The following is a 19,553-nucleotide window of genomic DNA, read 5'->3' as shown; positions in this document are numbered from 1 at the left end:
CGCTCGGGCTCGTGGTGGTCCAGTGGATAGACCCAGTAGACTCGTCTGCGGACATATCCAGGTGATAGGTCATGACCAGCGACGGGCCAACGTTCGCGGCCATAGCGCGCTCGCGGTCGTTGCGTACCCACTGGCCGTTCAGCATCTCGCCCACGATGATCGTCGCGAGGTCCTTCGCCGGGGCGTTCTTGTTCTCGTCGCGTCCGATGATCTCCGCGATGATGTCGCGAAGCTCGTTCGCGCGGGGAGCGGGTTTGGTGGTGATTTTCTTGCTCATGGTGGTATGTCCTCCCTCTCTTAGTTCATCCACAGTGGGCTGAACCAGTGGAACAGCAACCAGCCGAACGTGCCGCCGATGATGATTAGGGCGATGAACACGACCCAGTCCATGATGGTGACGGGTTCGTCGTAGTAGTCGTCTATCAGTTCGTAGTCGTAGCTGCTGGTGTGTCGATCTTCTGCGCGGTGCTTACCGGCCATGATGTTTTCCTTTCTGGAGTCCCGCCCCGGGGGGGCGGGGATGAATGGGGGGTTAGTCGTCTTGCATGATGGACTCGAACATGCGGGCGATGGTTTTGACCATTTGCACGTTATTGAGGTGTGTGTCGATGTCCTGGAGTGGGGTGTCGAGGATGTGGAACTCGATGGTCTTGGTGAAGTTCTTGACGGTCATCTCGATTCGTGTGTTGTCGATGTTCCGGCACGCGATGCGCCACATGACCGGCGGTTCGCCTGGTTCCATGTAGTCGGGGTCTAGCTCTTCGCGAATGAGGACGTAGCCGTAGGTTTCGAATGTTGCGACGTTGTCGAACTTGTCGATCTCGATGGTCATGGTGTGCTTCTTACTGTGTTCCCGCCCCGGGGGGCGGGGTGAGTGGAGGGGTTAGTTGGTGGCGATGATCTGCTGGAAGGCTTCGGCGATCTGCTTCACGTTTTGCAGTTCTTCGATCAGCTTGTCCATGTCCTCGACCTTTGCGGTGGTGCTGGCTGCTGCGTAGCGCAGTTCGTTGGTTGCGAGGTCGATGTGGAGGGTGCAGTTGGTGTTGAAGTTGCTGGTTACCCGCCATTCGACGCTGCCGTTGTCGTAGGTGTTCTTGGTGAGGGTGTGGTCTCCGGCGGTCCAGTTGGTCTGGTTCTCGGTGGTGGTCTTTTCGATGATGATGGTGCTCATTGTTTCTGCCTTTCTGGTGGTTGGTTACGGGCCTTTCCCTTAACCTGTAACTATAGTATAGGTGATATGGTGGTGTAAGTCAAGTAAAAAACGAAAAACACTTAAACTTTTTTCCGAACCGCCCTACTGATACCCGCCCGGCGACCACTTCTGATCCATGAACCGGCAGTAATGCAGCACCGGCGTAAGCTCCACGCTTCCCAGCTGACCACTGCGGTTCTTCGCCAGATCAACCGTCAAATCACCACCATCACTCCGCGACAGCAACAGGACCTTATCCGCGTCCTGCTCCAGCGCGCCCGACTCACGGAGGTGGTGCAGCCGCGGCGCGCCATTCATCTCCGCCTGCCGGGACAACTGCACGACCACCACAACCGGACAGTCCAGTTCCTTCGCGAGCATTTTCAGCGCCCGGCTGTACTGCGCAATCTCAATCTGCCGCGACTCAACCTTTCCCACAGCGCTAATCAATCCGATGTAGTCCACGACCATCAACCCCAGGGGGCGCTCGCGAGCTAACCGCCGAGCCTTCGCCCGAATCTCCGCCATTGTGATCCCCGGCGCATCATCCACCCACAAGTGAAGGTTGCTCATATCGTCGGCGTGATCCGCGAGCCGCTGCGCTTCATCATCCATCAGCGTCGAGTGCGTGAACCGCCCGAGGTCGATGGAGCACTCGGCGCTGTTCGCCCGTGCTGTCACTTCCTGCTTGCTCATTTCTAGGGAGAACATCAACGCCGCCCGGTCGGTGCGGGCGACGTTGCGGGCGAAGTCCAGGGCGAGGGTCGATTTACCGATACCGGGCCGGGCCGCGACGATGATCATTTGCCCCGCCCTGAGCCCGCCCGTGATGGAGTCCAGGGACTCGAAGCCCGACCATGTGATCCGCCCGGTGTCCTGTCGGTAGTAGTCCCGCGTCGCTTCGAGCATGTCGCCCACCATTGACGGGGCATCGGACACGCTGACCGTCCCTAGGTTGTCGAGCTCGGCGCGGGCCTGCTCCACAACCTCGATCGGTTCGACTTCGGGCGATTCCGATAGCTGCTTGATCTTCGCCGCGGCGGCGTACGATTCCCGGCGTAGGTAACCCGCCCGCACGCGCTCGGCGTGGTACATCGCGGAAATCGGAGTTGGGGCCTTTGAGATCAGGTCGAAGATCAGTTGGGCGACATCTCCGATCGTTCGCCCGGAAGCGGCGTTGATCCGGTCGGCGAGGAACACAGGGTCAATCTGCGCCCCCTCCGCTTCCATCTGCTCGATTGTCTCGAAAACGAGTTGGTGATCCGGGCGGTAGAACATCTGCCGGTTCATACCCGAGGACAGAATCTCGGCGGTAGCATCGCGCGACTGGATCATCGCGCCGAGGACGAACATTTCCGACTCAACCGGTGTGAAAACGTTGTCCGATTTACTTGTCCGCTGCATTCGTGTCCTCGCTTCCGGTGGTGGTGATTTCGAGCCACATTCGCGGCTTCTGGCCTTTCTCGTGGTGATGGATCCTGGGCATGATCTTGGTCATGTACTCGCTCGTATCGTCCGGGACGATGCCCGCATCGACAAGCCCGTCCCAGCACGCTTTCGCCGTGGCGACGAGGTTGTCCTCGTCTCTGCGGCGGTTATCCGGCGGTAGGTAGTGGAGCCGGGTGGTGATGTGGCCGAGGTTCCGGGGGACGGTCGCGCGGGCGCGGTAGGCTGCTTCCTTCCGCACCGCCGCCACCGCCGCCGCCTTCTTCGCCCAGTGTCCCCGGTCGTTGAGCGACAGTGGGGGGCGGGTGAACGACATGGGGAGGTTCCAGGACCGCATCAGAACGGCGGCTCGTCGCTGTCGAACCCAGCCGCGCCGGTTCCCCCGCCGGTGTTGCCGGACGGGGTGGAGCCCCACGGGTCGCCCATGTCCGCGCCGGGGGCCGCGCCCGCGCCGTCGCGGGTCTTACGGCACTTGACTCCGATGGATGATGCGCGGCACTCCAGGCGGCTCCGGCGCTCGCCCTGCTCGGTCGTCCACGACCGCTGAACGAGGTTGCCGAACACCATGACGACTGTTCCCTTCCGCACCTGCTGGCCAACTGCTTCCGCGCCGTTGCCGAACAGCGCGACGGGAATCCACGTCGTGGTTCCGTCCACCCACTCGTTCGCTTCCTTGTCGAACCGGCGGGACGTGCTGGCTACGTCGAGGGTGACCCACGGCTTGTTGTCCTGTGTGTACCGGACTTGCGGGTCTTCCTTGACTCCGCCCTCGAAAAATAGGGGGTTCTCTCCCTGCTTCATGTCTACTGCTCCTTGTCGGTTGTGACGGTCTCGCCGTCGATGATGGTGGTGTCCTCGGCGGGCTGCTCGGCCTGCTCCGGGGCCTTGTCGGCTGGTTGCTGCCCGTTCTTGTCATTATCGCCGCTGAACCGGCGCGTGGCGATTTGCGAAATGCGGTTCATCTCACCCACCTGCCGGGCCGCGTTCGCCCGCTTCCACGCCGCCTGCAGTTCCTCGCGAGTGCACGTCTCCGGGTCGAACCCCTCCGGGTGGAGGGAATCGGTACGCGGCGCGGCGGGACGCTCCGGCTCCACAATGTCGGCCTGAACCTCGTCGTTGGTGTAGACACCGGATAGGTCGAGGGGGAACGCGGACCGGAGGGCGAGGGCTGCGGCGCACTTCTGCAGCATCAGGGCGGGCTTCTCCTGCCACATCGTGTTCGGCACCTTCTTGCCAAGCTTCTTATCCCACCGGGTTCCGACGTACTCGCGGAACAGGGCGACGGCGGGGAACCGCTCGCCGTTACGGACCACGACGGACTTCGATGCCACCGGCGGCTCGTCCGCGACCCACACGTCATGCCACACTCCGTCCGGTCCGCACCACAATGGGTCCTCGTATCCGAGCGTTCCGTGCGTCCGCTCGGTGGTGCGCTGCGCGACGAGTCGGAAGCCGTCGATGCCGGTCTGGATCGTCCAGTTGCCCTGGCGGTTGATCATGTAGATCTGCCGGGCGAAGGGGTCCAGGCCGGTCCGCTTGCACGTGTGGAAGAACACCTGAATCTCGGCGGGGGCTGCGCCTTGTAGGCCGATGGATCGGAGTGCTTCGATCTGCACCGGTGTGAAAGTGTCCTGCTCGGCGGCGATGGTGAGGGATCGGCTGCTGTACTGGTCAGTCATGGTTAGCTGTCCTCCGTGTTTTCGACTTCGTCGGCTAGGCGGTGGAGTGAGTCACCGGTGACGCGGGCGAAGCGGGCGAAGTCTTCGGGGCTGTCGAACATGGCTGCGGTGTAGACCATTGCTCGCATGATTTCGTTGCGGCACTGTAGGTCTTCGGTGTTGGTGCCGAGTCCGTTGTCGGCCATAATGTCGGGGAGGTTGTTCCTGACGGTCCCCTCGGGGTCGAGGATGTAGGGGTGGTTGTCTGGGTAGCGCTCGTATGGCGCTTCGGGGTTGAGCATGTTTGCCTTTCTATGCTGGTCACGGTGTTCACCATAAACACCTACTTAAAGTTTACCGGATAGTTGTGGGGAAATCAACCTCAACGCTGCCACTGCTTCGGAACCGGCTTAAACCGCCACCGATCGCCCGACCGCGTCGCCACGACACGACCATCCGCCGTGATGCACTCGCCATCCACACCGGCGACGATGACCCGCGACCGAGCTGCATCCAACTCCGCCGCCGCTTCCTTCTCGCGCAGCTTCGCAGCCGCGTACTCGAAATACACATCGCCCACCTCAACCGCCTGCACCGTCGCCGGGGTCATAGCAGCCAACACCGGCCACTCCGAGGACGGATTCGTCCGCTCCGGCTCCCGCTCGCACACACCCCCCGGAAGCGTCGCGACGAACTCCCCGATCGTGTCCACCGTCATTTCGATATCGAAATCAGTGTAGGTGACCCAATACTCGGTGAGCTCCAGGAACGGGCCGAGGACCACGAACACGACATCGCGCAGCCCAGTGACAGCGCACTGCCACAAGCCCTGGAGCCAGTAGTGCAGCGGGACACCGTTGGTTTCCGGCGTTCCCCATCCGCTCGTGTCGGCCTGGGTCTTGATCTCCATGAGCGCGACGCGGCTCGTGGTTGCCAGCAGCCGGTCGGGGGTTGCGTAGGCCCATGTCCACCGGCGCGACTGGAACGTTCCGCACGTTGTGACGGTCCATTCCGGGTTGTCCTCGGCCCACCAATCAGCGACACCGGCTTCGAGGTGCCGACCGCGCCGGGTCGCCTCGGTATCCGCTTCGGGCGCGTCGAAATGACCGGCGAGCTGGTGCCACATGATCCACGGGGTTCCGCCCCACGGGTCGCAGTCCATGATGCCCGCAATCTTCGACGCGGTGACCCTGCGCCGCCATTCCGCCGTTCCGGGCTCCACGCCCTCCGCGACGGTCGCATGCTCACTGATGATCGCTTGCACATCTACCACATCTGCCATGCCACGTTTCCTTCATCGTCCAGAAGCACAGCCCCGCCGTAGCGGGGAAGCCGTGCCGGTGTTTCCTCGGGTCGCTGGTTCGCTTTCAGCAGCAGCCCATTGTCGTGCGCCCATCCGCGCCGGGACTCCACCCGGTCGTGACAGGCCGCGCATAGAACCAGCCCGTTCGACGGGCGGTTCACGTCCGCATCAGCGTCGCCATGAACCCCGCCCATCCTGCGGGGCTTCCGGTGGTGGTAGTGCCCGCCCGGCTTTTTGTTGCATAGCTCGCACACGCCGTATGACCGGCGGCTCATGATGCGCTTGTCCTCGACGCTGAACCCCTCCTTCACCACACGCCCCCAATGAGGTTGTCGGGGACGAACACCAGCGTGATCGCGTTCGGGGCCGCGTCGCGGGCCATGATCTGCGGGATGGTGTCCGGGGCCGCGTCGCCGGTGATGGTCTGCCCAGAGTCGGGGTTAATGATCACGTACTCGACGCGGTCGTACACGTCGTTGGGGTAGATCATGACGCTGTCGTGCTGCACTAGTTCCCGAGCTCGTTCGAGTTTATCTGGGAACACTGTCGGCATGATTTTGGTGAGATCGGTCAGGGCGATGTCCAGCTCTAATCCGTCATACACGCTGTACTCCGCGCACACCTCATTCACCGCGTCCATCGTGAACGGGCGGGGTGTGACCTCGAACGTCGCCGTCGTGAACGGCCCTCCCTCTATCTCGACTTCCGCCGTCCAGCGGATAATGGTCTGCCCGTCGGTGATCCGAACCTGGTCGGTTCCGAGTAGGCCACGGCACCGGGCCGCGAGCGCTTCGGTGAAATTACGCATAAGCGGGTTCCTCAATCTCGGTAAATGACAATTCGGTTGGGGTGGTGACACCGCTCGTCCGAGACGGGATGATCGTGTCAATCACCCGCCCGCCGCTGCCGCCCCTGCGGATCGCCCGGATGCGCCACAACCACGACATTCGACGCGCCGACAGGCCGACCGCGACGTGCCGGACAGCTCCGATGGCGTACAAGCCACCACCGCCGGATGCCGCGGCTTCCTCGATCAGGTGCAGCGGAACCTCCCCCGTGGCGACGAGGGGGGCGATGCCGTCGAGGAACATGTTCATGATCCTGCCCTCAACCGGGCCGCACTTGCCGACGACGATGGTGCGAGCCACCGACCGCCAATCACCCTCCGGGTCCAGCGTCCACTCACCGGAGCGGATCGTCCGAGGGAGCGGGGACAGGTCCGTGACGATCTGATACTGGTTCGCCCGCTGCGCCGTCTGCTCCACGATGGTGCGCAGTGGCACCCCTTCGTCCTCCATCGCCGTGATGCCAGCTTCGGCGGCGGCGTGAGCCGTCCGCTCGTCAATCCACCCTGCCGACGTGTCCTTCGGTTCTTCGTGGAAGACATCCTCCGACGGGCGCGGAGCGCCGCCCGTGTTGTTAGATGATTTTTTATTAGTTAATTCTTTATTTGGGGTTAAATCCTTACCCCCCGTTTCGAGCAGGGATTTACCCGCCCCCCCGGCTACAGGTTTAACCCCCTTCATGGTCGCCAGGGGGACTGTGAAAACACTCGTTGTCGCTTCCCGGTGCTCGACGCTGATCACTCCGAGCTCGTCAAGACGGCGGAGCGCGTTCTTCACCGACGCGCGGCTCAATCCGGTTTCCTTCGCGATGTACGCCGCGGACGGCCAGCACCGCCCGGATGATCCGTTAGCCATTGATGCGAGGATGTCGAAGACAGTCCACACGCTCCCAGGTTCGCCCCATAGTTTCCGGCGATCTCGGTCGTAAGTTGCGGTCCATGCGGACGTTGGTGTATAGTCGTTCATAGCAGAACGCCTTTCTGTGAGTTGGGACCCCTCGTTAGCGCGGGGGGTCTTTTTAATGCTTCAGGGTGGGGATGACGACGGGGGTCAGTCGGATAACCGATGGGTAGGGGCCACGTCGTTCGCGGGTGATCAGGCCGAGCTGTTCGAGTAGCTGGAGTGGCTGCTGGATCATCGCAATAGTCACGTTGAATACCTTAGTCAGTTGTGACATCGAGACTTCCACGACTCCGTTGTCGTCGGCGTGGTTGATGATCCAATCGAGAATGCTGTAGACGCGCTTGTTCGCGTCGGCTTCGGATAGTCGGTGAAGGGCGGCGGAGCCGATCACGGGGGCTTGCATGGTGCTTGTACTGCCTTTCCTGTGGATATGAATCTTACACGTATAGTTTACCAGAAGTTTCTGGTCTGGTACAACACTCACGACACCTGCCGACGAACATCATCCAACAACCGCTCCGGAAGCGGCGGAAGCAGATCCGCGACCGTCTTGTCCTGATGCGCACGCCGGATGAACCCGATCGCCAGATCATACTTGCTGCTAATCACGCGGAGCTGCTCGCCCTGCTCCGCCACGACACGCTGCACGTCCTCCAGCTTCGCGGTTAGCACCTTGATTTTCTTATCCTGCTCCGCAGCTTTATTGCTCGCGAAGTCCTGAATATCGTCCACCAGGGCTTGATACTGGTCCGCGACCGATTTCCGGTTATCGAATAGGCCGGTGATAAATGCGGTCAGCACGGCACCGGCGAGGCCCACCAGACCGACGACGACCGCGGCTAGGCTTTCGCTCATTCGGAATCTCCCTCACCCTCGCAGTGCGTTGATTTGACGATGATCTGCTCCACCGGGGGGCGCGAGAACGCCCAGAAGATCGTCGCAGCTACCAGTAGGTACACCACAGACGCCATCGACCCGAGTGGGTAGTTACCGTAGACCTCGGCGATTAGGTACATACCTCCCCATATCAGGTAGATAAAGAACAGGCCCCCGGCGGCGATAGCTCCGCATCGGCGGGTCAGCACCGCGCAGATTGCGAACGCACCGACGATGATCCACACAAATGCCCACAGGTTCGGACCGCCCCACTGCTCGACGGCGGGGAGCCGACTCGGGTTCCCCAGCATCGGCAGGTAGAACAGGCCTTTAATGAGCGTGCCGACTCCGTAGATTCCCAGCCCCGTCCAGGGCGACCCGAGCCCACGGCGGAGCCGGACCAGTGGTGGCTCCTTCTCCTTCTCCAGCAGGGTCATGCCGCCCCCTCCGCCCCGGGGGTGTTCCCGGTGAGGTTTACCCGGTAGCCGCGAGCACAGTAGTCAATCGTCCGTCCATCCCACTGCCGCCAGGACGATAGATGAAGGTAGGCATCCTCCAGCGACGGGGACCACGGATGGATGCTCGGCGCGTACATCGACGGTTCCTGTAGGCGGGTGACGATCTCCCGCGACTTCGTCCACAGCGCATCCGGGCGATCCGCCAGGCGAACAATCACGCCACGCTTCTCGTCGCAGTACGTGAGCACCACCTTCCCGTGGATGTACTGCGCATTGATTTCACCGATCGCGCCTTCGGGCGTGTCGGGGAGAAGGATGGGGGTCGGGTTGATGTGCCGTCCCCACTCCCACCGTGTACCGGTCCAGCCCCAGAACTCCCACGACGCGTCGTTGCATAGGTGCCGCCAGTTCGCCCGGCGGAGGTAGATACCGCTATCCGGGCCGCGCTTCCGCCCCTCCGGCGTGCCGAACACATAGACGTTCTCGTCGCCCGGCAGCATCACCATAGTGTTGTTCTGGAAGTAATGATCGCGTCCGCGATTCACCCACTCGTATAGGGTGCCCAGGTTGTTCTCGTGACGGCATACGTCCCACACCTCGGCGTGCGGTTCATTCGACCAGAACCAGGCTGCGGATAGGGTCCAGCACATCCGCTGCACACCGCCCTGGCCCCACCGCTTCACACGGAAGCCGTTGCCGAGGTAGTTCCCATCGGGGAGCTGAATCACATCATTCGGGATGATGGTAAATGCGTCGAAGTTCCTGCCGTTCACCGTCCCGGACTCGCCCACGTGCCGGTAGGGCCACATCTGGTTCGCGTAGTTGATTCCGTGGATTGCGTTGTCCCACACGATGCCGCGCGTGGTGACATCCCGGTTTGACGAGCGGAGCCCCACGGGCGAGCGCCAATCACCCTGGCCCGGTGTCCCGCCGGTGAAGGTATCGCCGAAGACACCGCCGACCCATAGTGCCTTCCCGCCATTGACGGACTTGCCGCCCTCGAACAAAAAGCCGAGGTCTGTCCCGCCGATGCCGAACCGCTGCGTGGGCTGGTCAGTCCCGCCGTTGCCCGCCGAGGTGTGGATGAACGTGCCAACCGGCACGTCGGGGACGATGGATGCTGGGATGATCTTCCGCGCCCAGCTGAATACCTGATTAATGAATGACATCATTTCTGCTCCTATCCGGGGTAGATGGAACCGTGCTGCGAACCAGCACGATCAACACTCACCGGGGCTGCGTGCTGACCGTACTCCGCCGACTCGTCCATCGGAGGGTTACTGTCCGCAGCGCCGACCGACTGGTATGGCTGCTTCTTCTCGTTGATGGTGTCGAGCAGTTCCCGGCTCATTTGGTACATCCGCTCCATCGCGGCCACGGTGGCTGCGGTCTGCGCGGCCTGAACATCGTCCTCGGTCGCCGTCGAGTTCGACCCGCGGTTCAGCTTCACCAGCGCTAGACCACCGGCGACCATGCCAGCGAGCTCCGGGGCATAATCCAGCCACGCCTGCGCCTGATCACTCGTCGCTTTACCCGACAGCAGCATCGCGGCCGAGAACACGAACGCCGCGGCGTAGATCACCCCGCGAACGATGATGGACACGTCAATTCCCTTGATTTTCACTTACTTCTCACCCTTCTTGATTCGGTTGATCAGATCTTCGTTAGCGAGGAACAGCAGCTCGACGGGCGTGCACGCGCCCGTGTCCGCTAGCTTCTTCTTCGCGGACGCGATGACCGACTCGGCATCCCACCCGGCGAAGTCGGGGAGCCCGTCCTGCCGGTACTTGTACCCGGCGAGCTGCTCGAACGACAGTCGGGCGTAGTCCTCGGCGGTCAGCTTCGACGCGAAGACTGGAGGGCCGACTTCCGCCCCGGGCGGGGTGGTGTTCCCCTCGCCCTGAAACAGGGCGCGGAGCTTATCCATCCCGCCGCGGAAGGCGTTCGCGTCCACCTTCATCCCGGCGACGACGGCCCGGTCGGTGAACTGCCACATCGCCACCTCCAGACCGCCGTAACCAGCCCAGCCAGCGTCCCCTGCGGTCGAGTACAGCGCCGAAGCGTAACCCGGGGTCGTGGACGGGTAGTTCGAGGACCACAGCGGCGGGAGCCCGGACAGGTCAGGCTTCCCGGCCTTCGTCCAGTACCACCGGGGGAGGTAGGTCAGGATCACCCGGTAGCCCCGCCCGCGAAGCGCGGACACGATGCCGTGCCACAGGCCCGGGTCGTAGCCGCTCTTGTCCTCGATGTCGAGTGCGACGGGAACGTCCTTCTCGGGTAGCTGCGCTTCCAGCGCGGCGGCGTGATCCTCCGGCGATGTTTCCTCGCGCACGTAGATGTAAGCAGCGGCCAGCACGCCGTTAGCCTTCGCGTCGTCCAGGTGCGACCGGAACACCGGGTCGCGCCACGTCCCCTCGGTCGCCTTGATGATGGTGAACGCGAAGCCTTCCTCCTTCACCCGGCGCAACGAGAAGCCGTTCTGATGGTTCGAGATGTCCACGCCGAAGAGCACATCGCCCCCGGCTGGTGATTCGCCGGTGACGGGGGCGCGACCACCACCGGGCGGTGGGTAGGCCGCGTCCTGGAGCCAGGTTTCCGGGTCCACGCGCTTCCCGCCGTAGCCACGTTCCCACACCGTGACGTGGAGGTGCGGGCCCGTGGACTGGCCATTCGACCCGACGTAGCCGAGCAGCTGCCCGACCTCCACCCGGTCGCCCAGTTTCAGCCCCGTGGCGAAGGCGTTCCACATGTGCCCGTACTCGACGCAGCCCCCGCCGTCCGCGTCGGACGAGTCCACGACGATCCACTGCCCATAGCCCGAAGCGGGTCCGATGTACTGCACAGTTCCAGACTGGACGGCGTAGAACGGGGTGCCGTCCGGGGCGGCTAAATCTGTTCCGGAGTGTGATTCTGGTCGGCCCGTCACGGGGTTGATCCTGCCCGCGAACCGGGATGTGATGGTGAATGTGTTCTTCGGCATCGGCCACTGTCTGCTCATAGGTTGAGTCTAACCGGCGCGACCGCCCCGTCCCCTATACATGAGGAAGCCCCCTCGCCATAGCTGCCCACTAGGCGAGGGGGAGGTCGTAGCAACACGGGCCTTAATCCCTTCGGAACCGGCCCCCAATCTGCTGTCTGGAGGTCAGCGGGGACTGGTCCTGCTTGCGGTCTAGAATACCACGCCCCACCCGCTCCGCTTCGTCCCCCGCGTCAGCGACTCCGCAGACTGATATAGCCCCATAACCTCGGAATCTCCGAGCAGCGCTTCCTGGATGATCAGCTCGTCCACCACAACCGCCCCGGCGGACACGCCGACGGTCATGGTACGGGGACGGTCGAAGTTCACGAGGTTGAACAGCCCGCCGCTATACGACTGCACGGCAACCAGCGTGCCGTTGATATACATGCGGGCGCGGCACCCGCCCCATATCGTCGTCCCCTCGACGGTGAGGGTCACGAGGTGCCACCGATCCGGTGATAACTGCTCCGACCGGGCGCGGAGCGCGAACCCGCCCGAGGACAACCGCACCCACCCCTCGACCGTGCCTGGAGGATAAACCGAATTGGCGCCGTACACCCGCGCACCCATGCCGGGAATGTTGCCCCACTGAAACAGCTCCGCGGTCGCGGAACTCGCAGAGTACCGGAACCACAGTGATACCGACACCGGGTAGCCTGCAGCAGCAGCGGACGACACCGGGATAGTCGCACCAGCGTTCGCGGGAATCGACAGCGCCTGACCATCCACGCCCTGCACGTACACCGGGGAGCCAATCATCGCCCCGCCCGTGTTGAGCCGCCCGTCGAATGACTCATGTGTCTGAACCGCCCGCGCCGTCCTGACCCAGTCCTTGATACTCATGCTAGGACTCCTGCACCCGAAGCGTAACCGTCACACCCGCCGAGGACGCGGACGAGATCGCAACCCGCACCGGGCCCGTGATGGGGACGGACATCGCCGACTGCTTCGACACCACCCCATCCCCCACGGTAATAGACCCGGTCGCCCCACCGCGCAGCGTCACAGTCACCGCCGAGCCGGGGGTGCCGACCGCGACACCGATATGCGTGATCTTCAACCCCGCCGCGCCCGTGCCGATCAGTAGGGGCGGGGACACTTCCTCGCCGTTGATCGTGCCCGGCACGCTGAACGGGATAACGTAGGCGGGCTTCGCTTCCGCCTTCGTCGCGTAGGTCGCCCCGGCTTCGGCCTTCGTCAGCAGCGGGGCGATCGCTTCCGCGAGCTGCTTCGGGGTCGTCGCAGCCGCCGCGAGCCGGATGTACTCGCTCGTTTCATCCGACAGGCGGAGTGTCACATCCTGCTCCAGCGTCCCACCCCCGGCGAGCCCGTCCCCGGCGATGATTTTCCGACCGAGGACTTCCGCCGACGCGGTGGCCTGCAACTCGCGGAGCCGCTGCACCAGCCGCTCCACCGTCGCGGAGTCCGCCGAATCGTCATTCTTGATCTGCTCGATGATCTCATTGAGTAGATCGTCGTAGTTAATTTCAGCCATCGTTACACTCCTGCCAGGAAGATCATGCGGAATTGTGATTCCATTCCTCGGATGTTGCCAGTCGCCCCGGCGTTACCCTCGGTCGTCCAAATCCACGGGTACAACCTTGTCCCTGCGGTGAGGAACTCCACGCCGGTCGCCATACTGATCTGACCGAAGCCAATATCGTTCCACAACACGAGCCCCCGATCACCCGCGTTAATGTCCGTTGTCAGGCCGCAGCCCTTAGCGCCGGGGATGGTGGCGAAACCTTGCCGGGCGTACAGGTTGTACCACCCATCAACCGGGGCGACGAGGTACGGATCATTCGTGGATGCGTTCGCCACGCCACCGTAGTTCTTGCCGACAACGAGCCTCCCGTCCGAGTAGGCGCGCATACGGGTAAACCGTGCTGCTGGCGGGTCGTACTGCGGCCCGGTCCAGCGGAGCACACCGTAGGGCTTCGTGCGGAACGACGGCGCGCCAAACAGCGCGGTCGCCTGGTCAGCCGATAGGGTGCCAGCCGGGCCAGCCGGGCCCTGCGGACCCTGCGGGCCAGTATCGCCGCGGAGTCCCCTATCACCCTGCGGTCCCTGCGGACCGACGAACGCAAACGGGTCCGACCACGACGTACCATTCCACATCACAGCTTTACCGCTATCGGTCATGACGTAGGTGTCACCCACCGCCGCCGATGGGGGCAGTGATGCCGAGGATGCGACCTCCCCGCGAACGATCAACGACCGACCGTCCTTACCGGGTAGGCCGGTATCGCCCTTCGGACCCTGCACACCTTGAAGCCCGGTATCACCCTTCGGACCGGTCGGCCCAACATCGCCCTTCGGACCCTGCGGACCCATCGGACCCTGCGGGCCAGTATCGCCCTTCGGGCCCTGCGTGCCTTGGATGCCCTGCGGGCCGCGCGGACCAGTCTCGCCCTGCGGGCCACGGAACAATGGTGCAGCGCCCTCGGGCGGGAACTTCGCCCCATCCCACACGTAAATCCGACCATCAGCGGTGACAACCCAGCCCTTGCCCTTATCAGACGAGGACAAACCCTTCGGGAGATCAGCGTAAGTCGCGACCATCGACTCGTACGACACCGAAGCGCCGTCCTTACCGTCCTTACCAGCCGCACCCGTGTCGCCCTTCGGGCCCTGCGGACCCTGCGGCCCCTGCGGACCCTGCGGACCCATCGGCCCCTCCGGCCCGCGTGGACCCTCCGGCCCGGCGACCGTGCCGATGGACTCGACCTGTCGCGTCGCTTCCTCCGCCGCCGTGACGGAACGCTCCGCAGCAGCAGCAGCGAGCGCAGCGTACTGCTCCGCTTCCACCGACACCTGATCCGCCGCGACCTGCGCCGCGTCCTTCACCAGGTTCATCACCTGCTCCACAGCCATTTCCGACCGAAGCGCAGCCGTCTCCGCCTGCTCAACCTGCGCCGACAAATCACCGAACTGTGGAATCACCGCCCGGACTTCGCGGGACGTTTCCAAGTCCCGGCCTACCCGCATCACCAGCGCATCCCCATCCACGCGGATGCCCAGCACCGACTCGCCGGGCAGCGTCTTAGCCCGGTCCTCGATCATCTGGAACACCTCCGCCATAGTGGGGAAGTACTGCGCCGCCGCGGGGAACTCAATGTAGTCGATCAGATCGACCCACCCTTCCTCCAGCAACTGCTTGATGTGCGGGGTGAACCGCACCATCATCTGCTCGTTGTGTCGGAGGAACGGGGTCGGCTTCCCATCCCGGTCGGCGGTGAGGACGGCGTGAGTGCCCTGGATGCGCACCACCACACCGAACTCGGGAACGTTATCCGCCGGGACGGGGATGCGTCCGTAATCCTGTTCAAGTGCCATTGTTGTGTGTCCTATCTAGTCGAGCTATACGGGGTCGGGGAAGGCGAAGAATCGCATGGTGTTCGAGAATGCCCAGACGAACGCGGTCGGCCTACCATCGCGCGGGTGAGCATCGCCCCACGGCACCCGGACGTAAGCGTTCGTCACCAGTGAGACGCGGAACCGAACGTCCAGCGATTGTCCCGCTGGAACGCGAATCTGGTCCAGCGTCGAGGTGGCTTCCGGGGTGGACTGCCACGTCGTAATCGGGGGCCACTCGTCCCCACCCATCCCATTGAACGGTGCGAACAGGCCCGCGCCCCACTCCGTGTTCCACGTCGGCTCCGTCGTCGGCTCCGGGGCCATGATTTGCGTAAGCCCATCGGTCCCGACCCGCGTCGTGTACGACTCTCGGAGAAACACAGTGTGCGGACACGTCGTGCTCATGGTTCGGCGAGCGCGTTGGATCTGAACCTGAACCGTCACAGGAACTCCGAAGTCGTTCTTCCAGTGCCCGCGCTGCTCAATCAGAATCTTCTGGTTATCAATCGGCGAGTGCTCTTTAATATCCCCGTCATTAACCGAGGGCGTGCGAGTCTCCAGCACCACGCGGGGCATCGCGGCCCGTGATAGATGCAGCACCCCGTTCTCGGTCGAGAACTGACGGGATGTGCAAATGGTGTTAGCCATAACCTCTATGTCTCCTTCTTACCCTGCGGCTCCGACTCACGCCGGGCTACAACGGTTCTCACTCCGGTGTCCAGATTATCGGCGACGAGGTCCCCATACCGGCCCACACTCAACTGCCACGGCCCCAGAGCGCGCTCCAGCCGCCTGACACGCCGCTCCAACTCCGCGATGTACTCCGCATCCGTCCGCGCTGTCCTACCCATGATCCTGCTCTCCTATAACGGCGTTCCGGGCTTGACCCAGTCCGCATCGTCGGCCTTATCCTTCTGCGAAGCGTTGGCCTTACCGGCCTGCTCCTTCTCCCACGGCGACTTGAAGTCGTTCGTCAACGGCGGCGGGAACTCCTCGCGAGCCTCCCACGACACCGACGGAGGAACGAGGGACAGTTTGATCCCATCCGGTGAGAACGCAACCTTTTCGATCATCAGGTCGCAGCCGACCCGCACGCCGGTCTGAACCGACGAGACAGGCACACGCACGCCGGGAACGAGCTCATGCAACGAAACCGGCGCGTCGGCGCGTAACCCAGCCCCACCGACACTCACCGCCACCGGGGCGACCGCGAACTGGTCCAACGTCGCCTGCGCCTTCGTCTCGCACTCCTGAACCGTAGCGAGCTTGTTTCCCTTCACGATGGACTGGAGGACGATCCGGTCATCCTCAATCGCCCGCTGCGCCCACACACCCTCACCCTTGACGAGCACGTCGGTGACCACATCCTTGCCCACCTTCGTCACGACGACATCATCGCCGAGGTGCCGATCCGACAGCGGTGCGGTACGATGCCGAGCCCCGACCGGTCCGACCATCAACGACCCGCCGACGAACGTCCACTCCAGCCCGGCCTCGGTCAGATCATCGACCACATCATCCACGAGGACGCTGTTCGCCGTCTCGTTCACCACGACCCAGATTCGGGAGTCCAGGGCGTGAATGTGATCAGCGATGTGTAGCGGGTCGGACGGGCCCATCCCATCCACCACGAGCTGCTGCATCACCTGCGATGCGTCGCGTTGATCCCAGAACCGCCCGGACGGGAGCCGACGGCGCTTGAACAGACAGGCACCATCCGACGCGGTGACGGTCAGCGACCCCTTCGCCGCCTTCGTCTCCGTCACCAGACCGTGCCACGCGACCTCGCTACCCGCCCAGAATGTGAGGGTGTGCAGCCACGGCTCCACGCGGGAGCACAACACCGGCGATGCCGCGATTTTGATACTCGCCTTCGAGATGTCGCACAGCACCCGGTCGAAGTCCCAGTCGCTAATGTCCTCACCGGACTGCCAGATGATCCGCCCGGAAGGCTCCGCGATGGTCGCGCCCCACCTCGGTTGTCCCAACGTCGGCATGGCTACACCTCCCCCGTCACGCCGGTGACTTCCACCGTCGCGGTCGTGTCCTGCCCAGCATCAACCACGAGGGTGTAGGGAGCGCCGCACGTCATCACCGGGGGTCGCCACGGCCCACCGGCACGCCCGACCATCACCGGCGTGGCATCAACACGCCGACCATCCGGAAGGTCAGCCCACGCCGCCCCGGAACGCCCGTCGAGGGTGAGGACACTATCCGCGGGGAGGTACGTTGCCATAGCTTCGCCGACGGTCTGGCAGTCCAGCGCCGCCCCATCATCGACCACAAGCCCACGCGCCCAGCGGATGCGGATGTTCCTTTCTTCCCGCCCCGTGGAGCGGACCACGACGGTCGGCAGCATCTCACCGGTCAGGGGGATAGCGCCCTCCCTGATTGTGAACACGGATCGTCGCGAATCAATCGGCATGCAACCGATCTCAACGCCCGGCGCGGTCGGGCGGGGCAGCGTCCACAGGTCGCCCATCTTCGGATCTAGTAGCACGCCCTCGTCGTCATCACAGTTCGCCGGGCACGTCCCATCCGCGTCGAGTTCTTGGAACCTAGCGGTCATCACCTCGCCCGCCGACAGGCTCCGCGGCCCAAGCAACACAACGGGGCTGCGCCATACCCTCGGCACCAGCGCCGTCAGCTCGAACTCCACCACCGCCATACACGGCGCGTAGTCCCCACGGTCATTCGACACGCCGTAGCGGTTCGTCACCTCCGGGGTCTTCGTCACCACCACGCTCGTCAGAATCCGGGTCAGCTGCCCGGCACGCTCCCGGACATCAGCCGGGCGCTCCCACTGCCGATAATCCGGGCACGATTCGAGAAACACCAAATCACGCGGGCCGCTATCCCCCCCGCACCCATCCGCGAGCAGAGAACGGGTCAGCCACCGCAAGCCCCACTCCAGGCCACGGGAAGTCGCCGCCATAAGCAAGCATTCCACCTTGACCTCGCGAGTGGGGAGCCTACGCCTGCCGACCGAACCGCCGTCGCCCGTGGCTTCGGTGACATCCTGATCAATCTTCGTCGTGTCGAGCCCGTCAATATTCAGGCCGTACACCCCGCCGAACTCCAACGACTCCGGCCTGCCCGCCTGAACCCACGGGGCCCCGGTTTGCTCCGGGGTGATGTAGTCCTCGTCGCCGAGCCACACGTGCTGCTGGCCCCACGAATCATCCCAAATCAGCTCAAACGAGCGGGAACAGATACCGTGGAGGGCGTGCCCAGCCGCCCGGCGGGAGTTAATCAACTCCGCGCTTCCGAGACTCAAATAGCCGTTGTAACTCACCACGCGCTCCTAATAAGTCGCTGCTCGACGGCATCGGCCACGTCCTCACCGTCGCCGCTCCCGTAGTAGTTCAGGGTCACCTCAACCGTCCTTACGCTCCGCCCGCCGCTGTCGCCGGTGATGGTTGCACCAGCGTCGCGGAGGGACTGCCAATCAGCCGACCCGAGGAACCCGACGAGCTCCTCAAACGCGCCGGTCTGCCTAGGCGACAGCACCCGCTCCGCCTGCGTCGTCTGCTTCGAGAACAAGCCCCGATCCGTGATCAACCCGCCACGGTCGTAACCATGCCCGTGACCCCACATAGTCGTAAGGTCCATGCCATAGCGGGACTTGTAGTACCGCAGCGCCGCGACCATGTTCGCGAACGGGTTCGTGCGGTCGTTCGGCAGCTCCGGGTCACGGTGCGCCGCGAACGTCGTCGGAATGATCTGCAGCAGGCCAAGGCCCGCCGACGCGCCGGTGCCGTTCACATCCACGATTTCCTGCGCCCGGTTCGGAATACCACCGGACTCGGACTGAATCTGCGCGATCATGGCATCGACTTGGCGTTTATCCTGCCAGTTGAAGCCGACGCGGGCCATGGCACGCTTCGCCATAGGTCGCCACCGCTCCGCGCCGACACCGCCGGGGTCGCCCATCATTTCCTCGGACAGCTTCGTAATCTTGTCGCGGGTGATCTTCCCCAGCGTCTCCGACAGCTTCTGCGGATACGTGTTGATGATGCCAGCGTGCGACTGCGCCCACCCGGCGGCTGCGGAACTCATGCGTTCCTGGAATGGCTTCGTCAACCCGCCGATGATGTCCACCATCGACGCGCCGCCGCCCATGCCGGGCACGAACGCGCCGGAATCAGTCACAATGAGCGAGAATCTACGGTTGAACTGCGAATCATTCGCACCAGCAGCATCCGAGGTACCGAACTTTACACGTGAGTTGATGCCACCGGACTCGACGTTCACCGCGGGGATGCCCGGCGCTCCGCCGATCGTTCCGGCGGTGTGGACATCCGAGATGCCGACGGCGAAGCCCGCCGCCAGGCCGGGCTTCCACGCGCCCTGCTGCGAACCGGGGAAATTGCCTGTAGCCCATTGACGTGCGCCGGACCCGCCGAGGATCACATCCGCGATGCCCGACATGAAGCCAGAACAGTCCGTACCACCATCGCCATGCGCCGAGCCGCCCCACACGTAGGGACGACCGT

The 19,553-nt window shown here is 63.7% G+C and carries 26 protein-coding genes; all 26 read right to left on the bottom strand.

The window, feature by feature from the left end:
- The coding region (locus ACTNAU_RS12720) for a hypothetical protein (protein WP_441098616.1) at positions 1 to 277 on the bottom strand (277 nt) is incomplete at its 3' end.
- A gap of 20 nt (positions 278 to 297) precedes the next feature.
- Positions 298 to 480 carry a hypothetical protein gene (locus tag ACTNAU_RS12715; RefSeq protein ID WP_428280620.1) on the bottom strand — a complete coding sequence of 61 codons (183 nt, stop codon included), beginning with the start codon at positions 478 to 480 and terminating at the stop codon, positions 298 to 300.
- A 52-nt stretch (positions 481 to 532) separates the two neighbouring features.
- Positions 533 to 832 carry a hypothetical protein gene (locus ACTNAU_RS12710; protein ID WP_441031730.1) on the bottom strand — a complete coding sequence of 100 codons (300 nt, stop codon included), beginning with the start codon at positions 830 to 832 and terminating at the stop codon, positions 533 to 535.
- Positions 833 to 883: 51 nt separating this feature from the next.
- Entirely contained in the window at positions 884 to 1,171 is a 288-nt protein-coding gene (locus ACTNAU_RS12705; RefSeq protein ID WP_343095466.1) for a hypothetical protein, read from the bottom strand.
- 123 nt (positions 1,172 to 1,294) lie between these two features.
- On the bottom strand, positions 1,295 to 2,596 hold the full coding sequence (locus ACTNAU_RS12700; protein ID WP_441098615.1) for a replicative DNA helicase: 1,302 nt from the start codon (positions 2,594 to 2,596) through the stop codon (positions 1,295 to 1,297).
- Positions 2,580 to 2,954: a hypothetical protein gene (locus tag ACTNAU_RS12695; RefSeq protein WP_441032680.1), complete on the bottom strand. Its 375-nt coding sequence runs from the start codon at positions 2,952 to 2,954 to the stop codon at positions 2,580 to 2,582. The genes ACTNAU_RS12700 and ACTNAU_RS12695 overlap by 17 nt, the downstream gene beginning before the upstream one ends.
- Positions 2,955 to 2,974: 20 nt before the next feature.
- The gene (locus ACTNAU_RS12690; RefSeq protein ID WP_441031723.1) at positions 2,975 to 3,439 is read right to left on the bottom strand and encodes a single-stranded DNA-binding protein; all 465 of its coding nucleotides are present in this window, start codon (positions 3,437 to 3,439) and stop codon (positions 2,975 to 2,977) included.
- A 2-nt stretch (positions 3,440 to 3,441) separates the two neighbouring features.
- Positions 3,442 to 4,317 carry a phage recombination protein Bet gene (gene bet / locus ACTNAU_RS12685; protein WP_441031721.1) on the bottom strand — a complete coding sequence of 292 codons (876 nt, stop codon included), beginning with the start codon at positions 4,315 to 4,317 and terminating at the stop codon, positions 3,442 to 3,444.
- Positions 4,318 to 4,319: 2 nt separating this feature from the next.
- Positions 4,320 to 4,598, bottom strand: a complete 279-nt coding sequence (locus ACTNAU_RS12680) for a hypothetical protein (protein ID WP_441031719.1) — start codon at positions 4,596 to 4,598, stop codon at positions 4,320 to 4,322.
- Between the two features lie 80 nt (positions 4,599 to 4,678).
- Positions 4,679 to 5,578 (bottom strand): YqaJ viral recombinase family protein, encoded by a 900-nt coding sequence (locus ACTNAU_RS12675; protein ID WP_441031717.1) that lies wholly within the window; start codon positions 5,576 to 5,578, stop codon positions 4,679 to 4,681.
- Positions 5,563 to 5,910, bottom strand: a complete 348-nt coding sequence (locus tag ACTNAU_RS12670) for an HNH endonuclease signature motif containing protein (protein ID WP_441032685.1) — start codon at positions 5,908 to 5,910, stop codon at positions 5,563 to 5,565. Before ACTNAU_RS12670 ends, ACTNAU_RS12675 begins: the two co-directional genes overlap by 16 nt.
- A complete protein-coding gene (locus ACTNAU_RS12665) occupies positions 5,907 to 6,407 on the bottom strand; it encodes a hypothetical protein (RefSeq protein WP_441031715.1) in 501 nt (166 codons plus the stop codon). The genes ACTNAU_RS12670 and ACTNAU_RS12665 overlap by 4 nt, the downstream gene beginning before the upstream one ends.
- Entirely contained in the window at positions 6,400 to 7,410 is a 1,011-nt protein-coding gene (locus ACTNAU_RS12660; protein WP_441031713.1) for a helix-turn-helix domain-containing protein, read from the bottom strand. The genes ACTNAU_RS12665 and ACTNAU_RS12660 overlap by 8 nt, the downstream gene beginning before the upstream one ends.
- Before the next feature lie 52 nt (positions 7,411 to 7,462).
- Positions 7,463 to 7,750, bottom strand: coding sequence for a hypothetical protein (locus ACTNAU_RS12655; protein ID WP_441031712.1), 288 nt, complete (start codon positions 7,748 to 7,750; stop codon positions 7,463 to 7,465).
- A gap of 77 nt (positions 7,751 to 7,827) precedes the next feature.
- Complete coding sequence (locus ACTNAU_RS12650) at positions 7,828 to 8,202, bottom strand: hypothetical protein (RefSeq protein WP_441031710.1); 375 nt, start codon at positions 8,200 to 8,202, stop codon at positions 7,828 to 7,830.
- On the bottom strand, positions 8,199 to 8,660 hold the full coding sequence (locus ACTNAU_RS12645) for a hypothetical protein (protein ID WP_441098614.1): 462 nt from the start codon (positions 8,658 to 8,660) through the stop codon (positions 8,199 to 8,201). Before ACTNAU_RS12645 ends, ACTNAU_RS12650 begins: the two co-directional genes overlap by 4 nt.
- Positions 8,657 to 9,850: a DUF4185 domain-containing protein gene (locus ACTNAU_RS12640; RefSeq protein ID WP_441031708.1), complete on the bottom strand. Its 1,194-nt coding sequence runs from the start codon at positions 9,848 to 9,850 to the stop codon at positions 8,657 to 8,659. Before ACTNAU_RS12640 ends, ACTNAU_RS12645 begins: the two co-directional genes overlap by 4 nt.
- Before the next feature lie 11 nt (positions 9,851 to 9,861).
- Entirely contained in the window at positions 9,862 to 10,305 is a 444-nt protein-coding gene (locus tag ACTNAU_RS12635) for a hypothetical protein (RefSeq protein ID WP_441052914.1), read from the bottom strand.
- Positions 10,306 to 11,661, bottom strand: a complete 1,356-nt coding sequence (locus ACTNAU_RS12630; protein WP_441031704.1) for a peptidoglycan DD-metalloendopeptidase family protein — start codon at positions 11,659 to 11,661, stop codon at positions 10,306 to 10,308. It lies immediately after the preceding gene.
- Between the two features lie 189 nt (positions 11,662 to 11,850).
- A complete protein-coding gene (locus tag ACTNAU_RS12625) occupies positions 11,851 to 12,543 on the bottom strand; it encodes a LamG-like jellyroll fold domain-containing protein (protein ID WP_441031703.1) in 693 nt (230 codons plus the stop codon).
- A gap of 1 nt (position 12,544) precedes the next feature.
- Positions 12,545 to 13,195: a hypothetical protein gene (locus ACTNAU_RS12620; RefSeq protein ID WP_441098613.1), complete on the bottom strand. Its 651-nt coding sequence runs from the start codon at positions 13,193 to 13,195 to the stop codon at positions 12,545 to 12,547.
- Positions 13,196 to 13,197: 2 nt separating this feature from the next.
- Entirely contained in the window at positions 13,198 to 15,036 is a 1,839-nt protein-coding gene (locus tag ACTNAU_RS12615) for a hypothetical protein (protein WP_441098612.1), read from the bottom strand.
- Positions 15,037 to 15,060: 24 nt separating this feature from the next.
- Positions 15,061 to 15,705, bottom strand: a complete 645-nt coding sequence (locus ACTNAU_RS12610; RefSeq protein WP_441098611.1) for a DUF7172 family protein — start codon at positions 15,703 to 15,705, stop codon at positions 15,061 to 15,063.
- A 215-nt stretch (positions 15,706 to 15,920) separates the two neighbouring features.
- Complete coding sequence (locus ACTNAU_RS12605) at positions 15,921 to 17,054, bottom strand: hypothetical protein (protein WP_441032700.1); 1,134 nt, start codon at positions 17,052 to 17,054, stop codon at positions 15,921 to 15,923.
- A gap of 2 nt (positions 17,055 to 17,056) precedes the next feature.
- A complete protein-coding gene (locus ACTNAU_RS12600) occupies positions 17,057 to 18,352 on the bottom strand; it encodes a hypothetical protein (protein ID WP_441098610.1) in 1,296 nt (431 codons plus the stop codon).
- A partial coding sequence (locus ACTNAU_RS12595) for a transglycosylase SLT domain-containing protein (RefSeq protein ID WP_441098609.1) occupies positions 18,349 to 19,553 on the bottom strand: 1,205 nt, incomplete at its 5' end. The genes ACTNAU_RS12600 and ACTNAU_RS12595, both read right to left, overlap by 4 nt.

This window comes from Bittarella sp. HCP28S3_D9 (assembly GCF_052065655.1).
GTDB lineage: Bacteria > Bacillota > Clostridia > Oscillospirales > Ruminococcaceae > Bittarella > Bittarella massiliensis.
Note: the sequence above shows the minus strand (reverse complement) of the source record. Positions and strands in the feature narration are given on the sequence as shown.

Bases quoted from the DNA above. Each gene is read 5' to 3' on its own strand.
- ACTNAU_RS12640 (WP_441031708.1), bottom strand. From the start codon at position 9,850: ATGTCATTCATTAATCAGGTATTCAGCTGGGCGCGGAAGATCATCCCA.
- ACTNAU_RS12710 (WP_441031730.1), bottom strand. From the start codon at position 832: ATGACCATCGAGATCGACAAGTTCGACAACGTCGCAACATTCGAAACC.
- ACTNAU_RS12695 (WP_441032680.1), bottom strand. From the start codon at position 2,954: ATGTCGTTCACCCGCCCCCCACTGTCGCTCAACGACCGGGGACACTGG.
- ACTNAU_RS12715 (WP_428280620.1), bottom strand. From the start codon at position 480: ATGGCCGGTAAGCACCGCGCAGAAGATCGACACACCAGCAGCTACGAC.
- ACTNAU_RS12660 (WP_441031713.1), bottom strand. From the start codon at position 7,410: ATGAACGACTATACACCAACGTCCGCATGGACCGCAACTTACGACCGA.
- ACTNAU_RS12690 (WP_441031723.1), bottom strand. From the start codon at position 3,439: ATGAAGCAGGGAGAGAACCCCCTATTTTTCGAGGGCGGAGTCAAGGAA.
- ACTNAU_RS12680 (WP_441031719.1), bottom strand. From the start codon at position 4,598: ATGCTCAACCCCGAAGCGCCATACGAGCGCTACCCAGACAACCACCCC.
- ACTNAU_RS12625 (WP_441031703.1), bottom strand. From the start codon at position 12,543: ATGAGTATCAAGGACTGGGTCAGGACGGCGCGGGCGGTTCAGACACAT.
- ACTNAU_RS12645 (WP_441098614.1), bottom strand. From the start codon at position 8,660: ATGACCCTGCTGGAGAAGGAGAAGGAGCCACCACTGGTCCGGCTCCGC.
- ACTNAU_RS12630 (WP_441031704.1), bottom strand. From the start codon at position 11,661: ATGCCGAAGAACACATTCACCATCACATCCCGGTTCGCGGGCAGGATC.
- ACTNAU_RS12675 (WP_441031717.1), bottom strand. From the start codon at position 5,578: ATGGCAGATGTGGTAGATGTGCAAGCGATCATCAGTGAGCATGCGACC.
- ACTNAU_RS12655 (WP_441031712.1), bottom strand. From the start codon at position 7,750: ATGCAAGCCCCCGTGATCGGCTCCGCCGCCCTTCACCGACTATCCGAA.
- ACTNAU_RS12650 (WP_441031710.1), bottom strand. From the start codon at position 8,202: ATGAGCGAAAGCCTAGCCGCGGTCGTCGTCGGTCTGGTGGGCCTCGCC.
- ACTNAU_RS12705 (WP_343095466.1), bottom strand. From the start codon at position 1,171: ATGAGCACCATCATCATCGAAAAGACCACCACCGAGAACCAGACCAAC.
- ACTNAU_RS12700 (WP_441098615.1), bottom strand. From the start codon at position 2,596: ATGCAGCGGACAAGTAAATCGGACAACGTTTTCACACCGGTTGAGTCG.
- ACTNAU_RS12610 (WP_441098611.1), bottom strand. From the start codon at position 15,705: ATGGCTAACACCATTTGCACATCCCGTCAGTTCTCGACCGAGAACGGG.
- ACTNAU_RS12615 (WP_441098612.1), bottom strand. From the start codon at position 15,036: ATGGCACTTGAACAGGATTACGGACGCATCCCCGTCCCGGCGGATAAC.
- ACTNAU_RS12605 (WP_441032700.1), bottom strand. From the start codon at position 17,054: ATGCCGACGTTGGGACAACCGAGGTGGGGCGCGACCATCGCGGAGCCT.
- ACTNAU_RS12620 (WP_441098613.1), bottom strand. From the start codon at position 13,195: ATGGCTGAAATTAACTACGACGATCTACTCAATGAGATCATCGAGCAG.
- ACTNAU_RS12665 (WP_441031715.1), bottom strand. From the start codon at position 6,407: ATGCGTAATTTCACCGAAGCGCTCGCGGCCCGGTGCCGTGGCCTACTC.
- bet (WP_441031721.1), bottom strand. From the start codon at position 4,317: ATGACTGACCAGTACAGCAGCCGATCCCTCACCATCGCCGCCGAGCAG.